The organism is Segatella copri, from assembly GCF_019249655.2.
Lineage (GTDB): Bacteria > Bacteroidota > Bacteroidia > Bacteroidales > Bacteroidaceae > Prevotella.
The window spans coordinates 3,878,694-3,895,817 of record NZ_CP137557.1; the positions used below are offsets into that span (position 1 = coordinate 3,878,694).

15 protein-coding genes are annotated in these 17,124 nt (G+C 46.1%); 6 read left to right on the forward strand and 9 right to left on the reverse strand.

Annotation, left to right across the window (positions count from 1 at the left end):
* Positions 1–61 precede the first annotated feature (61 nt).
* From radC to efp, 3 genes are all read right to left on the reverse strand, one after another.
* On the reverse strand, positions 62–751 hold the full coding sequence (radC, locus tag KUA49_RS15705; RefSeq protein WP_218413163.1) for a RadC family protein: 690 nt from the start codon (positions 749–751) through the stop codon (positions 62–64).
* Between the two features lie 6 nt (positions 752–757).
* The gene (locus KUA49_RS15710; RefSeq protein ID WP_218413164.1) at positions 758–1,816 is read right to left on the reverse strand and encodes a glycosyltransferase; all 1,059 of its coding nucleotides are present in this window, start codon (positions 1,814–1,816) and stop codon (positions 758–760) included.
* A 63-nt stretch (positions 1,817–1,879) separates the two neighbouring features.
* Entirely contained in the window at positions 1,880–2,446 is a 567-nt protein-coding gene (gene efp / locus KUA49_RS15715) for an elongation factor P (protein ID WP_089544480.1), read from the reverse strand.
* 221 nt (positions 2,447–2,667) lie between these two features.
* On the opposite strand from efp, the gene rpmH reads away from it, so the two are divergent.
* The 5 genes from rpmH (at position 2,668) to KUA49_RS15740 (ending at position 7,235) form a co-directional block, all read left to right on the forward strand.
* Positions 2,668–2,823 carry a 50S ribosomal protein L34 gene (rpmH, locus tag KUA49_RS15720; RefSeq protein ID WP_004351099.1) on the forward strand — a complete coding sequence of 52 codons (156 nt, stop codon included), beginning with the start codon at positions 2,668–2,670 and terminating at the stop codon, positions 2,821–2,823.
* Positions 2,824–2,994: 171 nt separating this feature from the next.
* Entirely contained in the window at positions 2,995–3,726 is a 732-nt protein-coding gene (locus tag KUA49_RS15725) for a PASTA domain-containing protein (RefSeq protein WP_218413165.1), read from the forward strand.
* Positions 3,727–3,876: 150 nt separating this feature from the next.
* Complete coding sequence (locus tag KUA49_RS15730; protein WP_217764144.1) at positions 3,877–4,938, forward strand: RluA family pseudouridine synthase; 1,062 nt, start codon at positions 3,877–3,879, stop codon at positions 4,936–4,938.
* 5 nt (positions 4,939–4,943) lie between these two features.
* Positions 4,944–5,939 (forward strand): D-alanine--D-alanine ligase, encoded by a 996-nt coding sequence (locus tag KUA49_RS15735; RefSeq protein ID WP_218413166.1) that lies wholly within the window; start codon positions 4,944–4,946, stop codon positions 5,937–5,939.
* Between the two features lie 144 nt (positions 5,940–6,083).
* Positions 6,084–7,235: a 1-acyl-sn-glycerol-3-phosphate acyltransferase gene (locus KUA49_RS15740; protein ID WP_218413167.1), complete on the forward strand. Its 1,152-nt coding sequence runs from the start codon at positions 6,084–6,086 to the stop codon at positions 7,233–7,235.
* Between the two features lie 53 nt (positions 7,236–7,288).
* Here the strand turns inward: KUA49_RS15740 and KUA49_RS15745 are convergent, their stop codons facing one another.
* Complete coding sequence (locus KUA49_RS15745; RefSeq protein ID WP_218413168.1) at positions 7,289–8,773, reverse strand: TolB family protein; 1,485 nt, start codon at positions 8,771–8,773, stop codon at positions 7,289–7,291.
* Complete coding sequence (locus KUA49_RS15750; protein ID WP_218413169.1) at positions 8,770–10,119, reverse strand: DUF6057 family protein; 1,350 nt, start codon at positions 10,117–10,119, stop codon at positions 8,770–8,772. The genes KUA49_RS15745 and KUA49_RS15750 overlap by 4 nt, the downstream gene beginning before the upstream one ends.
* Positions 10,120–10,314: 195 nt before the next feature.
* On the opposite strand from KUA49_RS15750, the gene KUA49_RS15755 reads away from it, so the two are divergent.
* The gene (locus KUA49_RS15755) at positions 10,315–11,538 is read left to right on the forward strand and encodes a transposase (RefSeq protein WP_153093847.1); all 1,224 of its coding nucleotides are present in this window, start codon (positions 10,315–10,317) and stop codon (positions 11,536–11,538) included.
* A gap of 81 nt (positions 11,539–11,619) precedes the next feature.
* Here KUA49_RS15755 and KUA49_RS15760 read toward each other — a convergent pair whose 3' ends face one another.
* From KUA49_RS15760 to KUA49_RS15775, 4 genes are all read right to left on the reverse strand, one after another.
* Entirely contained in the window at positions 11,620–12,669 is a 1,050-nt protein-coding gene (locus KUA49_RS15760) for a Rid family hydrolase (RefSeq protein ID WP_218412855.1), read from the reverse strand.
* A 144-nt stretch (positions 12,670–12,813) separates the two neighbouring features.
* Positions 12,814–13,776, reverse strand: coding sequence for an acetylornithine carbamoyltransferase (locus KUA49_RS15765; RefSeq protein ID WP_117694653.1), 963 nt, complete (start codon positions 13,774–13,776; stop codon positions 12,814–12,816).
* Positions 13,777–13,847: 71 nt separating this feature from the next.
* The gene (locus KUA49_RS15770) at positions 13,848–15,134 is read right to left on the reverse strand and encodes a glutamate-5-semialdehyde dehydrogenase (RefSeq protein ID WP_218412854.1); all 1,287 of its coding nucleotides are present in this window, start codon (positions 15,132–15,134) and stop codon (positions 13,848–13,850) included.
* Between the two features lie 294 nt (positions 15,135–15,428).
* Positions 15,429–15,953, reverse strand: a complete 525-nt coding sequence (locus KUA49_RS15775) for a DUF1016 N-terminal domain-containing protein (RefSeq protein WP_218412853.1) — start codon at positions 15,951–15,953, stop codon at positions 15,429–15,431.
* Positions 15,954–17,124: the final 1,171 nt, after the last annotated feature.

Below are 17,124 nucleotides of genomic sequence, written 5' to 3' on the forward strand. Positions count from 1 at the left end.
GCAAAATAAATGGAGAATTATTTTTCCTGTTTGCGCACAAAGACATGAAAAATACCTGGATTTACAACTTTCCCTTGTCGTGATAGGAATAGAAACTGCCATCGGTGATGATGACATGGTCCATGAAAAAGAGACGCATGATTTCGCATGCCTTCTGTATCTGCAGGGTGAGCTGGTCGTCTGCCTTGCTGGGCAGCGGACTATGACTGGGGTGATTGTGACAAAAGGCTATGATGGTGGCATTGTTGAGTACGGCTTCCTTGATGAGCAGGCGGATGTCGACGGCGGTTTCCGTGATGCCGCCATGCGAGAGACAACTTGCCTTGATGAGCTTGAAGTTCTGGTTCATCATGAGAACCCATGCTTCCTCTGTGTCGAGGTCCTGCATCTTGGGGAGCATGTAGTTGTAGATGGCGAGAGAAGAGCCCAAATCGGGGCGATTGCCCAACTTATCGAGGGCACGACGCTTCCCCAGCTCACAGGCAGCAAGGATGGTGATGGCCTTGGCGGGACCCATTCCCTTGTAGCGGGTGAGTTCCTTGATGCTCATCTTGCCGAGTGAATTGAGATTGTTGTCGCAATCGCTCATGATATGTTTCATCAGGTCTACGGCACTCTCGTCCTGAGAGCCGGAACCGATCAGTATGGCTAGCAGTTCGGCATTGGATAGTGCTGATGCTCCCAGTCGCTCCAGTTTTTCACGAGGCTTGTCTTCCTCTGCCCATTGCGAAATAGAAAGCTTCTCACTCATAATGGATTATTTATAGAAAGTCTTGTTGTATGCGCTGAATTCGCTTTGTCCCAGCACGCATCTCTTCCACCAAGCCGAGAGGAATCCGCAGCCATATCCCATGAGTTGGGTGAAGGCGGCACGGATGCTCAGCAGGCCAATCTTGATGCTGTGGTTCTCCTTGCTGCTGTCGATGAACAGCGCAATGGTGTAGAGAATGATGAAGAACAGGCCGATGCAGCCCAATGCTGCCATCGCATTGCCCAGGATAGGGAATACGTGTACGGTGCCCAGCATGTAAGGGAGGAATCCGAAGAAGAGCAGCAGGAACGTACCTATCACGCCCACGGTGAAGACCATCGGCAAGAGATGCACGAGCTTGAGACTCTCGGGATATTTCTTATAAAGGTTGATGCGGGCGATGCCACTGTTATAGACCTGTCGCCAGAACTTGCGGAAGTCGGTGCGGCGCTTGTGCCATACCCATGCCTCAGGGAACAGACGGCAACGGCAGCCTGCCTTGAAGATGCGGATAGAGAAATCGATGTCCTCACCGAAACGCATGTTGGAAAAGCCATTCAACTTGAGATAAACATCCCTGCGGATGCCCATGTTGAATGAACGAGGGTAGAACTTATCCATCTTCTTCTTTCCGCCACGGATACCACCGGTGGTGAAGAAAGAAGTCATGGAATAAGAAATGGCTTTCTGAGTGTCTGTAAATGATGAGTGTGCCTTGTCAGGTCCGCCGAATGCATCGGCAGGTTTGCGGCTCAGCTCATCACTTACAGCCTTCAGATAACCTTCTGGCAAGACCACGTCGCTATCGAGTATCAGCAGATACTCGCCCTTGGCACGCTCGGCACCATAGTTGCGACTCTGGCCCGGACCAGAGTTCTCCTTATAGTAATAATGTATATCCATCAAGTGCTCGTATCGCTTGCACACTTCCTCGCAAGGAGTCTGCGAGCCATCCTCTACGATGACCACCTCGAAGTCCTTTTCCGTTTGATGGGTAAGGCTCTCTAAAAGTTCGTCCACTTCGTCGGGACGGTTGAAAACTGGTACTATGATGGAATATCTCATTATTCTTACTATTAAGGGTTAGTTTTACTCAATAAGAGCGTAATGTTCTTGTTGAAAAACGGATTACTCGCTTACACGACCGAGGTAGCTGCCATCGCGGGTGTCAACCTGGATAGTCTCGCCCTCGTTAACGAACAGAGGAACACGAACCTCAGCACCAGTCTCGAGAGTAGCTGGCTTAGTAGCGTTGGTAGCAGTGTTGCCCTTTACACCTGGCTCAGAGTGAGTGATCTTCAAAGTAGTCTTTGCTGGCATCTCGGCCAAGAGAATAGTACCATCAGTTGTATCAGTAACCACCTCAACAACGTCACCCTCCTTCATGTACTGACCGCCAGTAACGTTCTCCTTAGCGATAGGCACCTGCTCGAAGGTCTCCTGGTTCATGAAGATGCAACCAGTAGCGTCCTCATAGAGGTACTGATAAGGGCGGCGCTCAACGCGAACATCCTCCAATTTGAAACCTACCTGGAATGTACGCTCCAACACGCGACCATCGGCAACATTCTTCAATTTAGTGTTCATTACAGTGTTACCTTTACCTGGCTTTCTGTGCTGAAAGTCGATGCAAACCCATACTTTGCCATCCATGCGGATGCAAGTTCCAATCTTAATTTCCTGTGAATTAATCATTTCTTGTTTATCTTGAATGTTATTATAATAATCTTCAATTCGGGTGCAAAGTTACGGCAAAAACATGAAAAAACAAAGGGAAAATCGAAAAAAACATAAATATTTAAGCTAAATTTGGTAGTTTTCTTGGTTATTTCAGAAAATATGCGTAATTTTGCAGCCCAAAAAGGGCTTATTTTGCACTTTTGCGAAGAATATTAATTAAAAATAAATAAGAAAAAATGAAAAGAACATTTCAGCCTCACAATCGTCGTCGCGTGAACAAGCATGGTTTCCGTGAGCGTATGGCAACAAAGAATGGTCGTCGCGTATTGGCTTCTCGCCGTGCTCATGGCCGTAAGAAGTTAACAGTATCTGACGAGCACCACGGAAAGTAATTTCCGGTAGGAAAATTCGTCGGAGGACGATGACATTAAAAGCAGCAAAGAGAGATTCTTTGCTGCTTTTTGTCTTTTTATGCCTTTTTATGAGGTAATGAAACGCAAAAACTTGGCGTTTTATTTTGTATTGTCTTCGATTATTCCTATCTTTGCACCAAAAATTAAAGTATGACTTCATCTGAGTTTATAAATAAGTTTAAGAGTAAGTATCTTTGGGGAAATCTCGGCGCCATGGTTCTGGTGCTCGTGTTGCTCTGTGTCGGTGTCAAGTTTGGCATCGATATCTATACCCATCATGGTGAGGCCATCCGTGTGCCTGACATCAGATACAAGAATATTGATGATGCCACCCACATCCTCGATGATGCGGGGCTGGAAATCGTGGTTACGGATACGGGATACGTGAGATCCTTGCCTGCCGACTGCATTCTCGAGCAGAGTCCTGCCTTCGGCGAACTGGTGAAATCGGGACATATCATCTATGTCACCATCAATTCCGACCATTCGCCTCGTATCACCATTCCGGATGTCATCGACAACAGTTCCTTGAGAGAGGCGATGGCTAAGCTCACGGCTATGGGATTCAAACTGGGGCCTCCGCAATACATTCCTGGTGAAGAAGACTGGGTGTATGGCATCCTGGTAAAGGGTAGGCATGTGGTAGCTGGCGACAAGGTTTCCATCGACGACATGCTCATCATACAGGTGGGTAACGGACAGCGTGACGCTTCCGACTCCATCGACGAGATTGATCCGGTATATCACGGCGAAGATGACGTGATGGAAGGCGAGGGTGATGGAACCACGGGAGATGTGGACAACTTCGAGGTGGTTCCTGGTACGGAACCTACTGAACCTGCTCCTTCGCATGAACACCAGCCGAACGAAGTGGTGGAGTGAGCTAATGAATAATTGATAATTAATAATTGATAGTTAAGAGTGGAAATTCTGAATTATATATATTATAGTAATAAGGTATATGCTCCTGTAGAGGATGACTTCGGGTTTGATGATGCAGGAGATATGGATGAACTTGATGACGAAATCCAGATGGATGAAGGCGGAGCTGCACAGGCTGGCGATGGAGGCGACGACCTCTATGAGCATTGGAAGGTGCAGGTGGATGCCAACCAGGATCCGGTTCGTATAGACAAGTATCTGGCGGACAAGATGGCTTATCAGAGCCGCAACCGCATTCAGCAGGCTGCCGATGCCGGATTTATCCACGTGAACGGCAAACCTGTGAAGAGTAACTACAAGGTTCGCCCTAACGACCTGGTTACCCTGATGCTCGACCGTCCTCGTCATGAGACAAGTATCAAGCCTGAGGAAATCGACATCAATGTGGTGTATGAAGACGACCAGCTCATGGTCATCAACAAGGAGGCAGGTATGGTGGTGCATCCGGGTGCCGGAAACTTCCATGGCACCTTGATTCAGGCTGTGGCGTGGCATCTGAGAGATATGCCTGAGTTTGATGCCAACGACCCGGAGGTGGGCTTGGTTCATCGCATAGACAAGGATACCAGCGGCTTGCTCGTGGTGGCAAAGACTCCTACGGCAAAGACGGCTTTGGGAAAGCAGTTTTTCAACAAGACTACCCATCGCAGCTACAATGCCCTGGTTTGGGGAAATATCGTGGAAGACGAGGGACGCATCGAAGGCAATATCGGTCGTGACCCTAAGAATCGTCTCCGCATGAAGGTGTTCGACCCGGATAGCGGCATCGGCAAGAGTGCGGTGACCCATTATAAGGTGTTGGAGCGATTCGGTTACACCACTTTGGTGCAGTGCATCCTGGAAACAGGCCGTACCCACCAGATTCGTGCCCACATGAAGCAGATAGGTCATCCGCTCTTCATGGACGAGACCTATGGTGGAGCCGAAATCCTGAGAGGTCAGCGAAGCAGCAGTTACAAGGCGTTTATCCAGAACTGCTTCAAGCTCTGTCCACGTCAGGCACTTCATGCCAAGACACTCGGCTTTGTTCATCCAACAACCAAGGAGCAGATGGACTTCGACAGCGAGTGGCCTGAAGATTTCAGTAAGTTAATAGAAAAGTGGCGCGGCTTTATTGCAGGCACCACACAAGATACATTCAAAAATATTTAGTGATTATGGAAAATAGCAAGAGAACGATAGCCATCGTATGTGGTGGTGATTCTTCTGAGCACGACGTATCATTGCGCTCAGGTCAGGGTTTGTATTCTTTCTTCGACAAGGAGCGTTATGATATCTATCTCGTCGACGTGAAGGGCACTGATTGGCACGTGGCCTTGGATAATGGTGAGACTATTGAGATTGACAAGAACGACTTCTCGTTTGTAAAAGACGGCAAGCATGTTTACTTTGATTATGCTTATATCACCATCCACGGACAGCCAGGTGAAAACGGCGTGATGCAGGGCTACTTCGACCTCATCCATCTGCCATATTCTACCAGCGGCGTGCTGGTAGAGGCACTGACCTTTGATAAGTATGTGCTCAACAACTATCTCCGTGGCTTCGGAATCAACGTGGCTGACAGTATCTTGCTTCGCCGTGGTGAGGAGTATGATGAGGATGCCATTGCCGAGCGCATCGGTATGCCTTGTTTCGTGAAGCCAGCAGCCGACGGCAGCAGCTTCGGTGTGAGCAAGGTGAAGAATGCCGACCAGTTGGCTCCAGCCCTCCGTGTGGCTTTCATGGAGAGCAACGAGGTGATGATAGAAGGCTTCCTTGATGGTATCGAGATTTCTCAGGGTATCTACAAGACAGCCGAGAAGACAGTAGTGTTGCCAGCTACCGAGGTGGTAACCAGCAACGAGTTCTTCGACTATGATGCCAAGTATAATGGTCAGGTACAGGAAATCACTCCAGCCCGTCTCTCTCCAGAGACAGCAGAAGAGGTGGCAAAGACTACATCCCGCATCTACGACATTCTCCATGCCAACGGTATCATCCGCATCGACTACATCATCTCTAAGGATAAGGACGGTAAGGATAAGGTGAATATGCTGGAGATTAATACCACTCCGGGTATGACCGTTACTAGCTTCATTCCTCAGCAGGTGCGTGCTGCAGGTCTTGACATCAAGGACGTGCTCAGCGACATCGTGGAGAATCAGTTCTAATAATTAATGAGGAGTTAAGTAGTTAAAGAAGTTAAGGAGTTAAGACAACGGTAGAATTTAATGGTATGTAAAGATATCGTTTTAGAACATTTGTCTTAACTCCTATAACTCCTTAACTCCTTAACTCCCGAAAACCATAAAGTTATGAAGATCCCTCAAGAATTTGATACCATTCGCCCTTGGGAGCCAGAAGACCTTCCTGAGGTGTTCGACCGTTTGCTTTCAAACGATCAGTTCAAGCAAGTACTTGCTTATCTTTATCCACAAGTTCCTTTTGAGATGATTGCCCAGAAGTTGAAGGTTTGCAAGACCAATCTCGACTTCCAGTTGGCTTTCGCCTACGATTTTGTCCATGGCATCCTGAAGAAGGCAGCAACGGGTTGTGAGATGGATTGCATAGCCATCGATAATACCCGCAACTATTCCTTCATCAGTAACCATCGTGATATCGTGCTCGATTCAGCTATCCTCGATGTAATGCTTATCGACAATGGCTTCAAGACCACCTGCGAGATTGCCATCGGTGACAACCTTCTGTCACTTCCTTGGGTCAAGGACCTGGTGCGTGTCAACAAGGCGTTTATCGTGGAGCGTGCCTTGAGTATGCGCCAGATGCTCGTGTCGAGCAAGCGTCTTTCCGATTACATGCATTTCGCCATCAAGGAGAAGAACGAGAATATCTGGATTGCCCAGCGAGAGGGTAGAGCCAAGGATAGCAACGACCGCACCCAGAAGAGTATTCTGCAGATGATGTCGATGGGTGGAGAAGGCAGTATCATCGAGCGCTTGAAGCAGCTGCATCTTGTACCTCTGTCTATCAGTTATGAGTACGACCCATGCGATTTCCTGAAGGCAAAGGAGTTCCAGCAGAAGCGCGATAATGCAGACTGGAAGAAGGGCCCTATGGATGATTTGGTAAGCATGCAGACCGGTATCTTCGGCTATAAGGGTCATGTGCATTATCATGCAGCCCCATGTCTTGATGAGTATCTCGATTCTCTGGATCCTGATACACCTAAGCAGGAACTGTATAATAAGGTGGCAGCCTATATAGATGAACAGATATTCAAGAACTACCGCCTCTATCCGGGCAACTATGTAGCCCTGGATCTTCTGGAGGGTTCTGATGCGCATCAGACAGAATATACTGCAGAAGAAAAAGCTAATTTTGAAAGATATATGGAGAGTCAGCTTGCTAAAATTGACCTTCCTGGTAAGGATGAAGCATATTTGAAGGAGCGATTCTTAACCATGTATGCCAATCCGGCACGTAATTATTTGGCTGTAAATAAATAAAGTATGGATAAATAAAAAAAGTCCGAGCCTTCATAAGCTCGGACTTTTTTTGTTTATCTGAATTGTTCTGCTTCCTGTTTCAGTGCCTGTTCGATGCCAATGGTATTGAAAGGTACAGGACCTCGGCTCAATTCCGGGATGTTGAAACTCTTCAGGCAGTCGTCGTAAAAGGTCGGCTCCTTTTGTGGGAGTACAAATGGCTTGTGGGCCTTGCCTTGCCGGTCGATATAGCAGAAGTAAGGTTTGCCGTAGATGCCATCATCCCGTTTGCTGATGAAGACAAACCATCTACCGGTATGTGACCAGCAGTGATAGGTGTCGCTCTTCTTGCTGTTCACAATGTTGAGGCTGTCGGTCTTGCCTGTCTGTAAATCCAGCATATAGAGGTCTGACTCTGTGTGCCAGACTGGGAAGGTACCGTAATCCAGGACCGTGAAGAGACAGAATCTGCCGTCAGGACTAATCTTAGGATGACATACGGAACGGGATGAGTAGAGGGTGTCTATTCTTTCTCCAAATGTGCCATTTACCTCATTGAAGGGAATGCGCACCAAGGCATATTTCAGATTCTTCAGATTTTTCTGATTCTTGTCGGACAGTTCCTTCTTGTTGGCTGCACAGTAGTAGATGTATTTGCCGTTGGCCGAAAAGGTGGGAAAAGTCTCCAGATGGCTACTGTCGCTTGCCAGTGGTGATGAGATGATGCGGTTGTTGTCGAGGTCGGCCACATATATGTCGCTTGCCGTATCATATACTTCCAGTCGCTTGTCGGTATTGATATTGAAATCTCTCACCATTGTATTGGTTGAATAGGTGAGATATCTGCCCGAAGGATTGAAACTGTAGTATATTCCAGGTAAAGCCATGCCCTTGCCTTGCAGGTTGAGTTTTCTCAGTTTACCGTTACGGTTGAGTATGGTTCCTCCATTTTCACCTCTTAGATAGATGATGCTGAGATTCTCGTTCTGGTTGCCATACGCATACGTGTTCATCTTGAGATGTTTGAGCAGGGTGTAGTCGGCGATTATCTTTTCATCCCAGTTCTCTATACAGCGTTGTTTTGTTTTGGTCTTACTCCATACATCATAGGTTGGTTCTATGAGCTGATAGGTAAGATACGAGTCGATGCTGTCGCTCACCACTTGCCAGGTAAAAGGTCTGAAGGCCGTCCATTCCCCCTCGTCGCTCTTGGAATATATCTGCACCTTGATGTTCTTGCCAGCTGCCTTCGCCAGGAAATATTTCCACTCTTTTAAGTCGAACTTCAGATTTTGGCTATTGCTGGTAGCCGTCAGGGTATTATCTGCATCATCCTCATCTGCTCCTTCGATGGTGAGTACTGTCTCGATGTTGGTGAGGTGCTTGTCACGAATCTTGAAGTTGAGCGGTGCGATGTTCACGGGGATGGTAACATCAGCATAGTCGGGATACATATTGGGCAGATGATTCTTCTGCTCTGCATTCTCATGTGTCTGGGCGCATGAGGCGAACAGAAGGAGTCCTGCCAGGGTGATATTTAGAATGTTCTTGTGTTTCATCTTACTTGCTTTATAAACTGGTTGTTGTTGTCTTGCTGCTCAAGTCTGATGTTCTTGCGCTTGTCGAGATACGTCTGCAGTATGGCTTTCTCTTCTGCACTGGCGTTTTTGCCGAGAGAAGCGAAAATGCGGTCGGCCCATCTTTTCCAGACGAATGTCTTTTGAAGAATACGAAGATATTTGCGGGTGGCGGCATAATTTCCTTTCACCAGATTGATTTCTGCGAGTCGCTTCACCATGCGGATGTTGCGGCAGTTGGGGGAATATATGTTTCCCAGCATGGCTGCCCGTTCGCAGAAGGTCATATCGTCTAGAGCCCAGTATAGTTCATTCAGTGCATGGATGGTGAGCAGGGAAGGGTTGGCTTCCAATGTCTCAAAGGTACCGATGTCTTTGTTGGGGTACTTCTTTAAGGAAGCAGGCTGACTGCGAAATTGTGCCATGATGAGGTCATGGTAAAACTTCATGTACTGGTTCGGGTTCTTATCCTTTTCAACCATGTTGATTACCCGGTTGTAGTTGCCAAAGTAGTATTCACAATCCACGGCGAGTGTCCTTTCCTGGTCTAATTGTGGTTTTACCAATTTGCCTATACCCGGATACGTATAGATGGTTTGGAAATCACAGAAGTAAAGGCGTTTGCAGAGCATGAGCAGGAAGAAGGTAATCACCAGGGTGGTCAGGCAATAGTAGCAGCCTGCTTTCATGATGTTCTCGAGGCTGCCTATGAAGACCAGTGCGCCGTAAATCCATACGCCGTATCCGAAGAACCAATGACATACGAAAATTGATATGGTGATACTGAATGTTGAGATCCAGATCGGAAGTCCCATGCGATGCAATGTAGGATTATTTTCGTCCATCGTTTCTATCTTATTGATAAACTTTCTGGTGCTGGCAAGTATTGTGGTGCTGACACGGAATACGCTGGCTCCACCGGCTATTGCCAGGATGCTGCTCAGCCGGTATTCGTAATCCAAACTGAAGCAGACCAACAGCGTCATCACTGCGAACGCAGCGATATTGGGTGCCCATGTTCCCTTGAAGCCTGCATCTCTCACCGCATATTTGATGTTGTAGCCAGCGAGAAGGATGCAGAGGGTAAGAATGGTAGCCCCCATATAGTGATAGAGATAGAACTGTGTGAGAAAATCACCAGCCATACATGCCAGCCAACCTGGTTTTTCCAGATAGGTGGTAAGATAATCCCATGATGCCAGGAACAGCTGGTTCTGCTCCTGGTAATACAGATGATAGGGATAGCAGAATTGGAAGAAAGCAAAACATGCTATAGCCCCAAATACATATATGATGAATATGCAAAAGCTTTTTAGATTACTATTCATAATTTGATAAGTTTGGTTATTGCAAAGGTAGAAAAAAAATATAAGAATAAGTAACAATACTGCGTTAAATTAATATTTAATCGTCTGTAAATCAATAACTTATATTAAGAAATGCTTATGAAAACTTAACTATAGAAAGTTGGTCAAGTCGCTGATTTTCAGTAACTTTGCAAATCACGACAAACGCAAAATTATATGAATACAGGACTTGACCAATATATGGATATCTTTAAAGATGCAGTTGAAGATTCGGCTGCAAAGTTAACAAAAAGTTTCGAGAAAATACTCATCGAGGTGATAATTTTGTTCATGGTAATACCAAGAAAGATAAATTTCACCCAAATGGGGAGGTATGGCTCGCATGTTGAGCAAACCTATCGCAACGCATTCGGCTTAAAAAAGTCGAAAAGCATTGACTGGCTCAAACTTAATGTCTCACTTGCCAAGCGCTTCTTTGGTAAACAGGGAAGATGGGCTATTGCCATTGATCCCAGCTACATCAGCAAAGCTGGCAAGAAGACTCCACATATCGGTCGTTTTTGGTCGGGATGTGCACAGTCTGTTAAACATGGTCTCGAAATCATGGGTATTGGCCTCATTGATATTGATGCCAAAGACTGCATGATGTTAAAAGCACACCAGTCGCTAAGTAATAAAGAACTGAGTCTTAGAAACAAGACTATGGTAGATTTCTATATCAGCGTCATTAAGCGTTACCGCAAGGAACTTCTTAAACTCTCAACCCTCATAGTTGCAGATGCTTACTTCTCTACAAGTACATTTGTTAATGGGATAAAGAAAGAAGGGTTCTCTTTGATAAGCCGCTTTCGTGACAATGCTTGTCTCTTTTATGTCTATGCTGGTCCACGTACTGGAAAACGTGGTCGCCCCAAGACCAAGGATGGCAAGATTGATATGAAGAATCTTGACCTCACTCGAATGGAGAAGATGGAGATGAAAGATATAGAAGGAACAGCTTATACTTTGATAGCCTATTCCAAGGCACTCAGGTGTAAAGTTAGACTTGTCATCTGGCAGATGCCGAATGGCAAGAAGAAACTATTCTTCTCTACAGACACCTCACTTTCGGGTGAAGAAGTACTTCTTTATTATAGAACCAGGTTCCAGATCGAATTTTGCTTTCGTGACGCCAAAGGCTATACTGGTCTTATGGACTGCCAGGCTCGCGATAAGTGGAAACTCGATTTTGCTTTCAATGCTTCGTTCACATCACTAAATGTTGCCAAGGTAACTATGAAGGAGATGGGAATGGAATATTCTATGTCTTCATTCAAGTCACTGATGACCAATATTTATCTGGTGAAACGAATTTTTAAAGCAAGCGGGTACACCCCGAACCGAACTTTAATTAGCAAGATTTTCAAAGATCTCTCGTGCTTACAGCGTATAGCTGCTTAGCACATTATTGAATTATTAACGAACTATTGAGTAATAAAAATGCAGAAATTTGCTTGTAGGGGGCAAATTTCTGCATTTTTATTATCTTTCTGCGATAAATTCCATCTCAATCAGCCATCCTGGCCTGCAGACTTTGGCTTCTACGATGATGCGGGGTATCTGCGGATAAAACTGTTGCATCATTCTATCTACCGTATGATAGTCGGAAATATCTCGCAGGTAGATGATGAAATATTGGATATCGTTCATGGTGGCATCGCCATCTTTCAGCAAGGCTCCTACGTTCTCCAGCAGTCTGCCGGTCTGTCTTACAATATCTTCTTCATAAACTACGTTTCCCAGTTTGTCGATGCTCGCCGTGCCTGAGATGAAGTATTGCTGCTTGAAATGCTGGCTTCCATCAGAATTGCTGCAATGCGTTGGCAGCGTAACCCGGGTTCCCCTTTCGAAGGCTACGCCATATTCATGGGTAGGGTTCAGATGTTCCAGTGCCTGGAGATACTTCTTGTCTTCTTCCTTGATGCCGGGGAAGGTGAGGAAATCGATGGCTACTGCTGCATGGCGAACGGGAGTGGCTCCTCCGATGCCGGTGCTGGCGATGTAGTGGGTGTCGGCAGTTAATCCTTCCTTGTCGAAAATGTCGTTGCGTGCTTCCACTACGCCCTGGTAATTCACGTCGATGTTGGTAACGTATATCCAGGTACGCACAAGATTGCGTTCCATTGTCATATCCGTATCTGCAATGATTTGCAGATATTTGTTGAAAAGAAGGTTTGTCTGCTCGTATGAATCCTTCCCCTTTGCTTCTTCCTCCGTCAGGCGAAGACTATGGAATAGGAGTGGTGTCTCATCGTCCGTGGTCTTGACCAGAAGTGAAATCTTGCTGCCGCAAAGGGGTGTTTGCTCTACGATGGTGAGGTGGATATCTTTCAGATACTCCTGATAGAGAAGAGAGTCCTGGAAATCCTGAATCTGATTTTGGGAGTCGCTGAGAAATACCTTGCAATATTGCAAAGTGCGATGCTCCTGTTTCTCAATGTCGAGATAATTACCTAGTTTTAGATACAGAAAGTTGAGGCGGTCATTGAATGTCCCCATCACTTCTGGTGTAATAATGCTGTATTTATCCATCTTGTTTTTTGTCTTTTCTTCTGAATATCTTCTACAATTTTTCTGCAAAGTTACGGATAATTCATGAGAAAAGAAAAAAACAAGATGGACTTTTGATGAAAATACCTACTTATGGTGATGGGTATTCCTGTTATCTGTAAAATATTAAAGCGATTCGAGCATGCGCTTGATTACAACTTCGGCTGAAATCTCACGGTTGGCTGCCTCTGGAATCACCAGGCTGTTCTTGCTCTCGATGACATCATCGGTAACAATCAGACCGCGGCGAACAGGCAGACAGTGCATGAAGCAACCATCATTGGTCCAGCTCATGTGCTCCTCGTCGATGGTCCAGCTCATATCTTTGCTCAAGATCTCACCATACTGTGCTGGATTTTTCACGCCCGGACAGCTCCAGTTCTTGGCATAAACGAAGTCTGCACCTTCCAGCGCCTTCTTCTGGTCGTACTCCACCTTGGCATTGCCCACAAACTTAGGGTCCAGCTCATAGCCCTCAGGGTGAGTAACCACGAAATCAACATCGGCTGCGTTCATCCACTGGGCGAATGAGTTTGGTACAGCCTGAGGCAGGGCACGGCAGTGAGGAGCCCAGGTCAAGACTACCTTAGGACGAGCCACCTTCTTATGCTCCTCAATGGTGATGAGGTCGGCGAATGCCTGGAGTGGGTGAACGGTGGCAGTCTCCATGGCGAAGACTGGGCGGCCGCTGTACTTCACAAACTGGTTTACGATAGTCTCGGCGTAATCGTAGTCACGGTCTTTCAAACCGGCAAAGCTGCGCACGCCAATCAAATCGCAGAAGCTACCCATTACTGGGATAGCTTCCAGCAGATGTTCGCTCTTGTCGCCATCCATGATAACGCCACGCTCTGTCTCCAGTTTCCATGCACCGGCGTTCACGTCGAGCACGATCACATTCATGCCCAGGTTCATCGCAGCCTTCTGTGTACTCAGTCGGGTACGGAGACTGTTATTGAAGAATATCATCAGCAAGGTCTTGTTCTTGCCCAACTCCTGATAACCGAAACGGTTTGCTTTCACTTCCTGTGCCTCGGCGAGCGCTGCTTTCAAGTCGCCAAGGTCTTCAACATTAAAGAATGTCTTCATTGTTATTTCGTTTTTTGTTTGTTATTTCTAATATAATGCTATTGAATTCTTCACTCTTCACTTTTCGTTCTTCACTTCCTTGTCTGTCCCTGACCTGTAATCAACCACTTGTAGGTAGTAATCTCTTCTAGCGCCATTGGTCCGCGGGCTCCAAGCTTTTGGGTGCTGATGCCAATTTCTGCGCCCAGTCCGAACTGTGCGCCATCGGTAAAGCTGGTAGGAGCGTTTACATAAACGCAGGCTGCATCTACCATTGCCTGGAACTTCTTCTGGGTTGCTTCGTTATTGGAAACGATGCTCTCGCTGTGTCCGCTTCCGTAGGTGGCGATATGCTCGAGTGCCTCATCTTCCGAAGCCACGGTCTTGATACCCATCTGCATGCTGAGCCATTCGGTGTTCCAGATGCTCTTCATGTTAGCATCAGTTTCCTTCATCTTCGCTTCGCTTTCCTCAGCCTTATATAATAAGGTGTCAGGATAGTGCCCCTTTAATGCCTCGTAGGCCTTGGCATCTGCATGAATCTTGGTCTGCTTCTCGGCGAGCCCCTTGCAGAGGGCAGGGAGATCGCTTAATCTGCTTTCATGAATCAGCAGACAGTCGAGTGCATTGCATACGCTTACTCTTCGGCACTTGGCATTTGTGATGATGCGCTTGCCCATCTCCAGGTCGCCATCTTTATCGAAGTAGCAGTGTACCACGCCAGCTCCAGTCTCGATAACCGGCACTTTGGCAGTATCACGAACGAAGTTGATAAGCTTCTTTCCACCTCGAGGAATGCAGAGGTCGATATAGCCCACGGCATTCAGCATTTCGCCTGTAGCCTCATGGGTAGCTGGTAGAAGCGTACATACGTTTGGATTCACGCCATACTTTATCAACACCCTGTTGATAAGTTCGACACCCGCTGAGTTAGAGGAGTTTGCATCCTTTCCACCTTTCAGTACGCATGCATTTCCACTCTTGAAACAGAGAGAAAAAACATCGTAGGTAACATTAGGACGGGCCTCGTAAATCATGCCGATGACTCCGAATGGAACGGCTACTCGCTGCAGGTGCAATCCGTTGTCGAGTGTCTTGTCTTTGAGAACTCTTCCGAGTGGTGAGGGCAGGGTACTTACGTGTCTCATATCCGAAGCAATATCCTGGAGTCGCTGCTCGGTGAGTTGCAATCGGTCGTAGAGTGGGTTAGCCTTGTCCATCTTAGCCAAGTCTTCTGCATTTGCCTGGAGGAGCACAGGAGTTTCGGCGATGATAGCGTCAGCCACCGCCTGCAGGATTTCATTACGTTGTTCGTCGCTGAGCAAGCCCAGGGTCTTGCTGGCAGCCTTCACTTTTTGGAAAGTCTCTTTCAGTTCCATTCGCTATTTCCTTTCTTATTTAATGATAAGATGTTATTTCGTTGCAAAGGTAAGTATAATTATTGGAAATCGCAAACTTTATGCAAGAAAAAGTGATGATTTTGTATAAAAATGTATAGTTATACGGAAAATGAGATTCAAAAAGGTCAGGCAGCGCCTGGTCCTTTTTTCATCTTGTCGTACATCTGAAGATACATATCCATTTGTCCTACATCCTGGTAAGTAATGCGATTACCTTCAAATCGACCAAGATATAAGAAGACGTTCATAATATGAGATGTTAATATTGCGGTTCTAGGTTCTGAAACTCCAACCTTGCTCATATGCCTCCTTTGCATACCATTCACGAGCCTTTTTGTCTTCTACTCGTATAAGACGCTCGTAATGAGACCAAGGAAGAAGGCGTAACTCGGATTGGGCAGACTGTGTCTGACCTTTTTTGGGTAGCAAAGAAAATTCATCAGACAGTGTCTGCTGTTTTTGCTTTTTGAATTCCTCAGACAGTGTCTGAGGAATTGTTAACTCTTTGAATTTCAGGTAGAACTTCTTGAAATTCATGATGTTTGTCTCAGAGAATCCTTTTCCGAATTCCTTGGTCAAAGCAGCCGAAGCAACCTCTATCACATGCTTTCCGTATTCAGCACGTGATGCTCCGTTCTGTTCCTGTTCTACAATACGTTGTCCTATTCTCCTGTTTCTTTCCACCAGAGAATAATTGACGGCAGCAAATGCTTTGCTGCGAGCCTTGCTGACGATGGAGCGCAAGTCGTTGACGAGCATATTGTCTTCATCGTTATATTTCTTGTTGAGTTGCTTCATGATGCTTTTATTAATGACTCAAGTTTCGCAAGTAACCTCCGGTCCCCGAAGGGGGCCAACTTTCAATAACCGCTGGTGGAATGACCGAAGGTCATGGAACCTGCGGACAACCAATAGTAGGGAGAAAGCGTCCCCAAAGGGGGCGAACCTCATCCAGTCTTGCTCCTGTTCGCCCCCTTCGGGGACGATAAGAGAGTTTCTGTCACTATCCGCAGGTTCCATTCCCTTCGGTCATTCCACCCGCGGTTATTCACATTCGCCCCCTTCGGGGACGGTAGAATGCTACTTGCGAAACTTCAATTAATGAAATATGTTGCAAAGATAGTACTTTCTTTCTAAAAATCCATCTTTCCCATCACTTTTTTCGATAAAAGTTTGGCGGTTTCACAAAAAATGCTTAAAAATAAATCAAACGAACTGTAGCGCATAGAAACAATATATGCATAGTCGTACAACACGAGATTTGTTGTCGTACGACTATAGGGTGTGAAGTTGTACAATTATAGGGTGTATGCTTGTACAACTATAGGGTATGATGTAGTACAATTTTAACGTGTTGCCACTAGGCTCAGCAGAGGTGCTGACTGCAGTCGGCAGACCTGCTGGCTAGGCTCAGCAGAGCTGCCGAGCCTAGTGCCAATCTTCGAGAAGCCATATTCTCTTACTAAAGAAACTGCTCCGCTAACCTGCGAATTTGTATCCTCTAACAAATAGTGAGATAACGTGCGGAATCTATCTTTTTTAGATACATTCCGCACGTTTAAAGCATATTTTCTCTGTCGCAGAAATACTTGGGACTTTCTTCTGCCATTGCCTACATTTGCAACCGAAATCAAGCCCGAATGACCGCTGGTTTGAAGGTGTGATGTGAACCCTAGGCTCCAATACTTTTGTATATACAGCGTGTTATAAAGGTAAATGAAATGAATATCAGGGTTTTAGATATAGGTTTTTAGTATTAGAAAACTAGTTTTTCGAAACCATGCCTTCACATCACAGCCTTGCCTTCACACAAACAGGGATTTCATCTTAGTCATTGAGATTTCTATCTTAGTCACTGAGATTTCTATCTTAGTCATTGAGATTTCTATCTTAGTCACTGGGAGATTTATCTTAGTCACTGAGATTTCTATCTTAGTCACTGGGAGATTTATCTTAGTCACTGAGATTT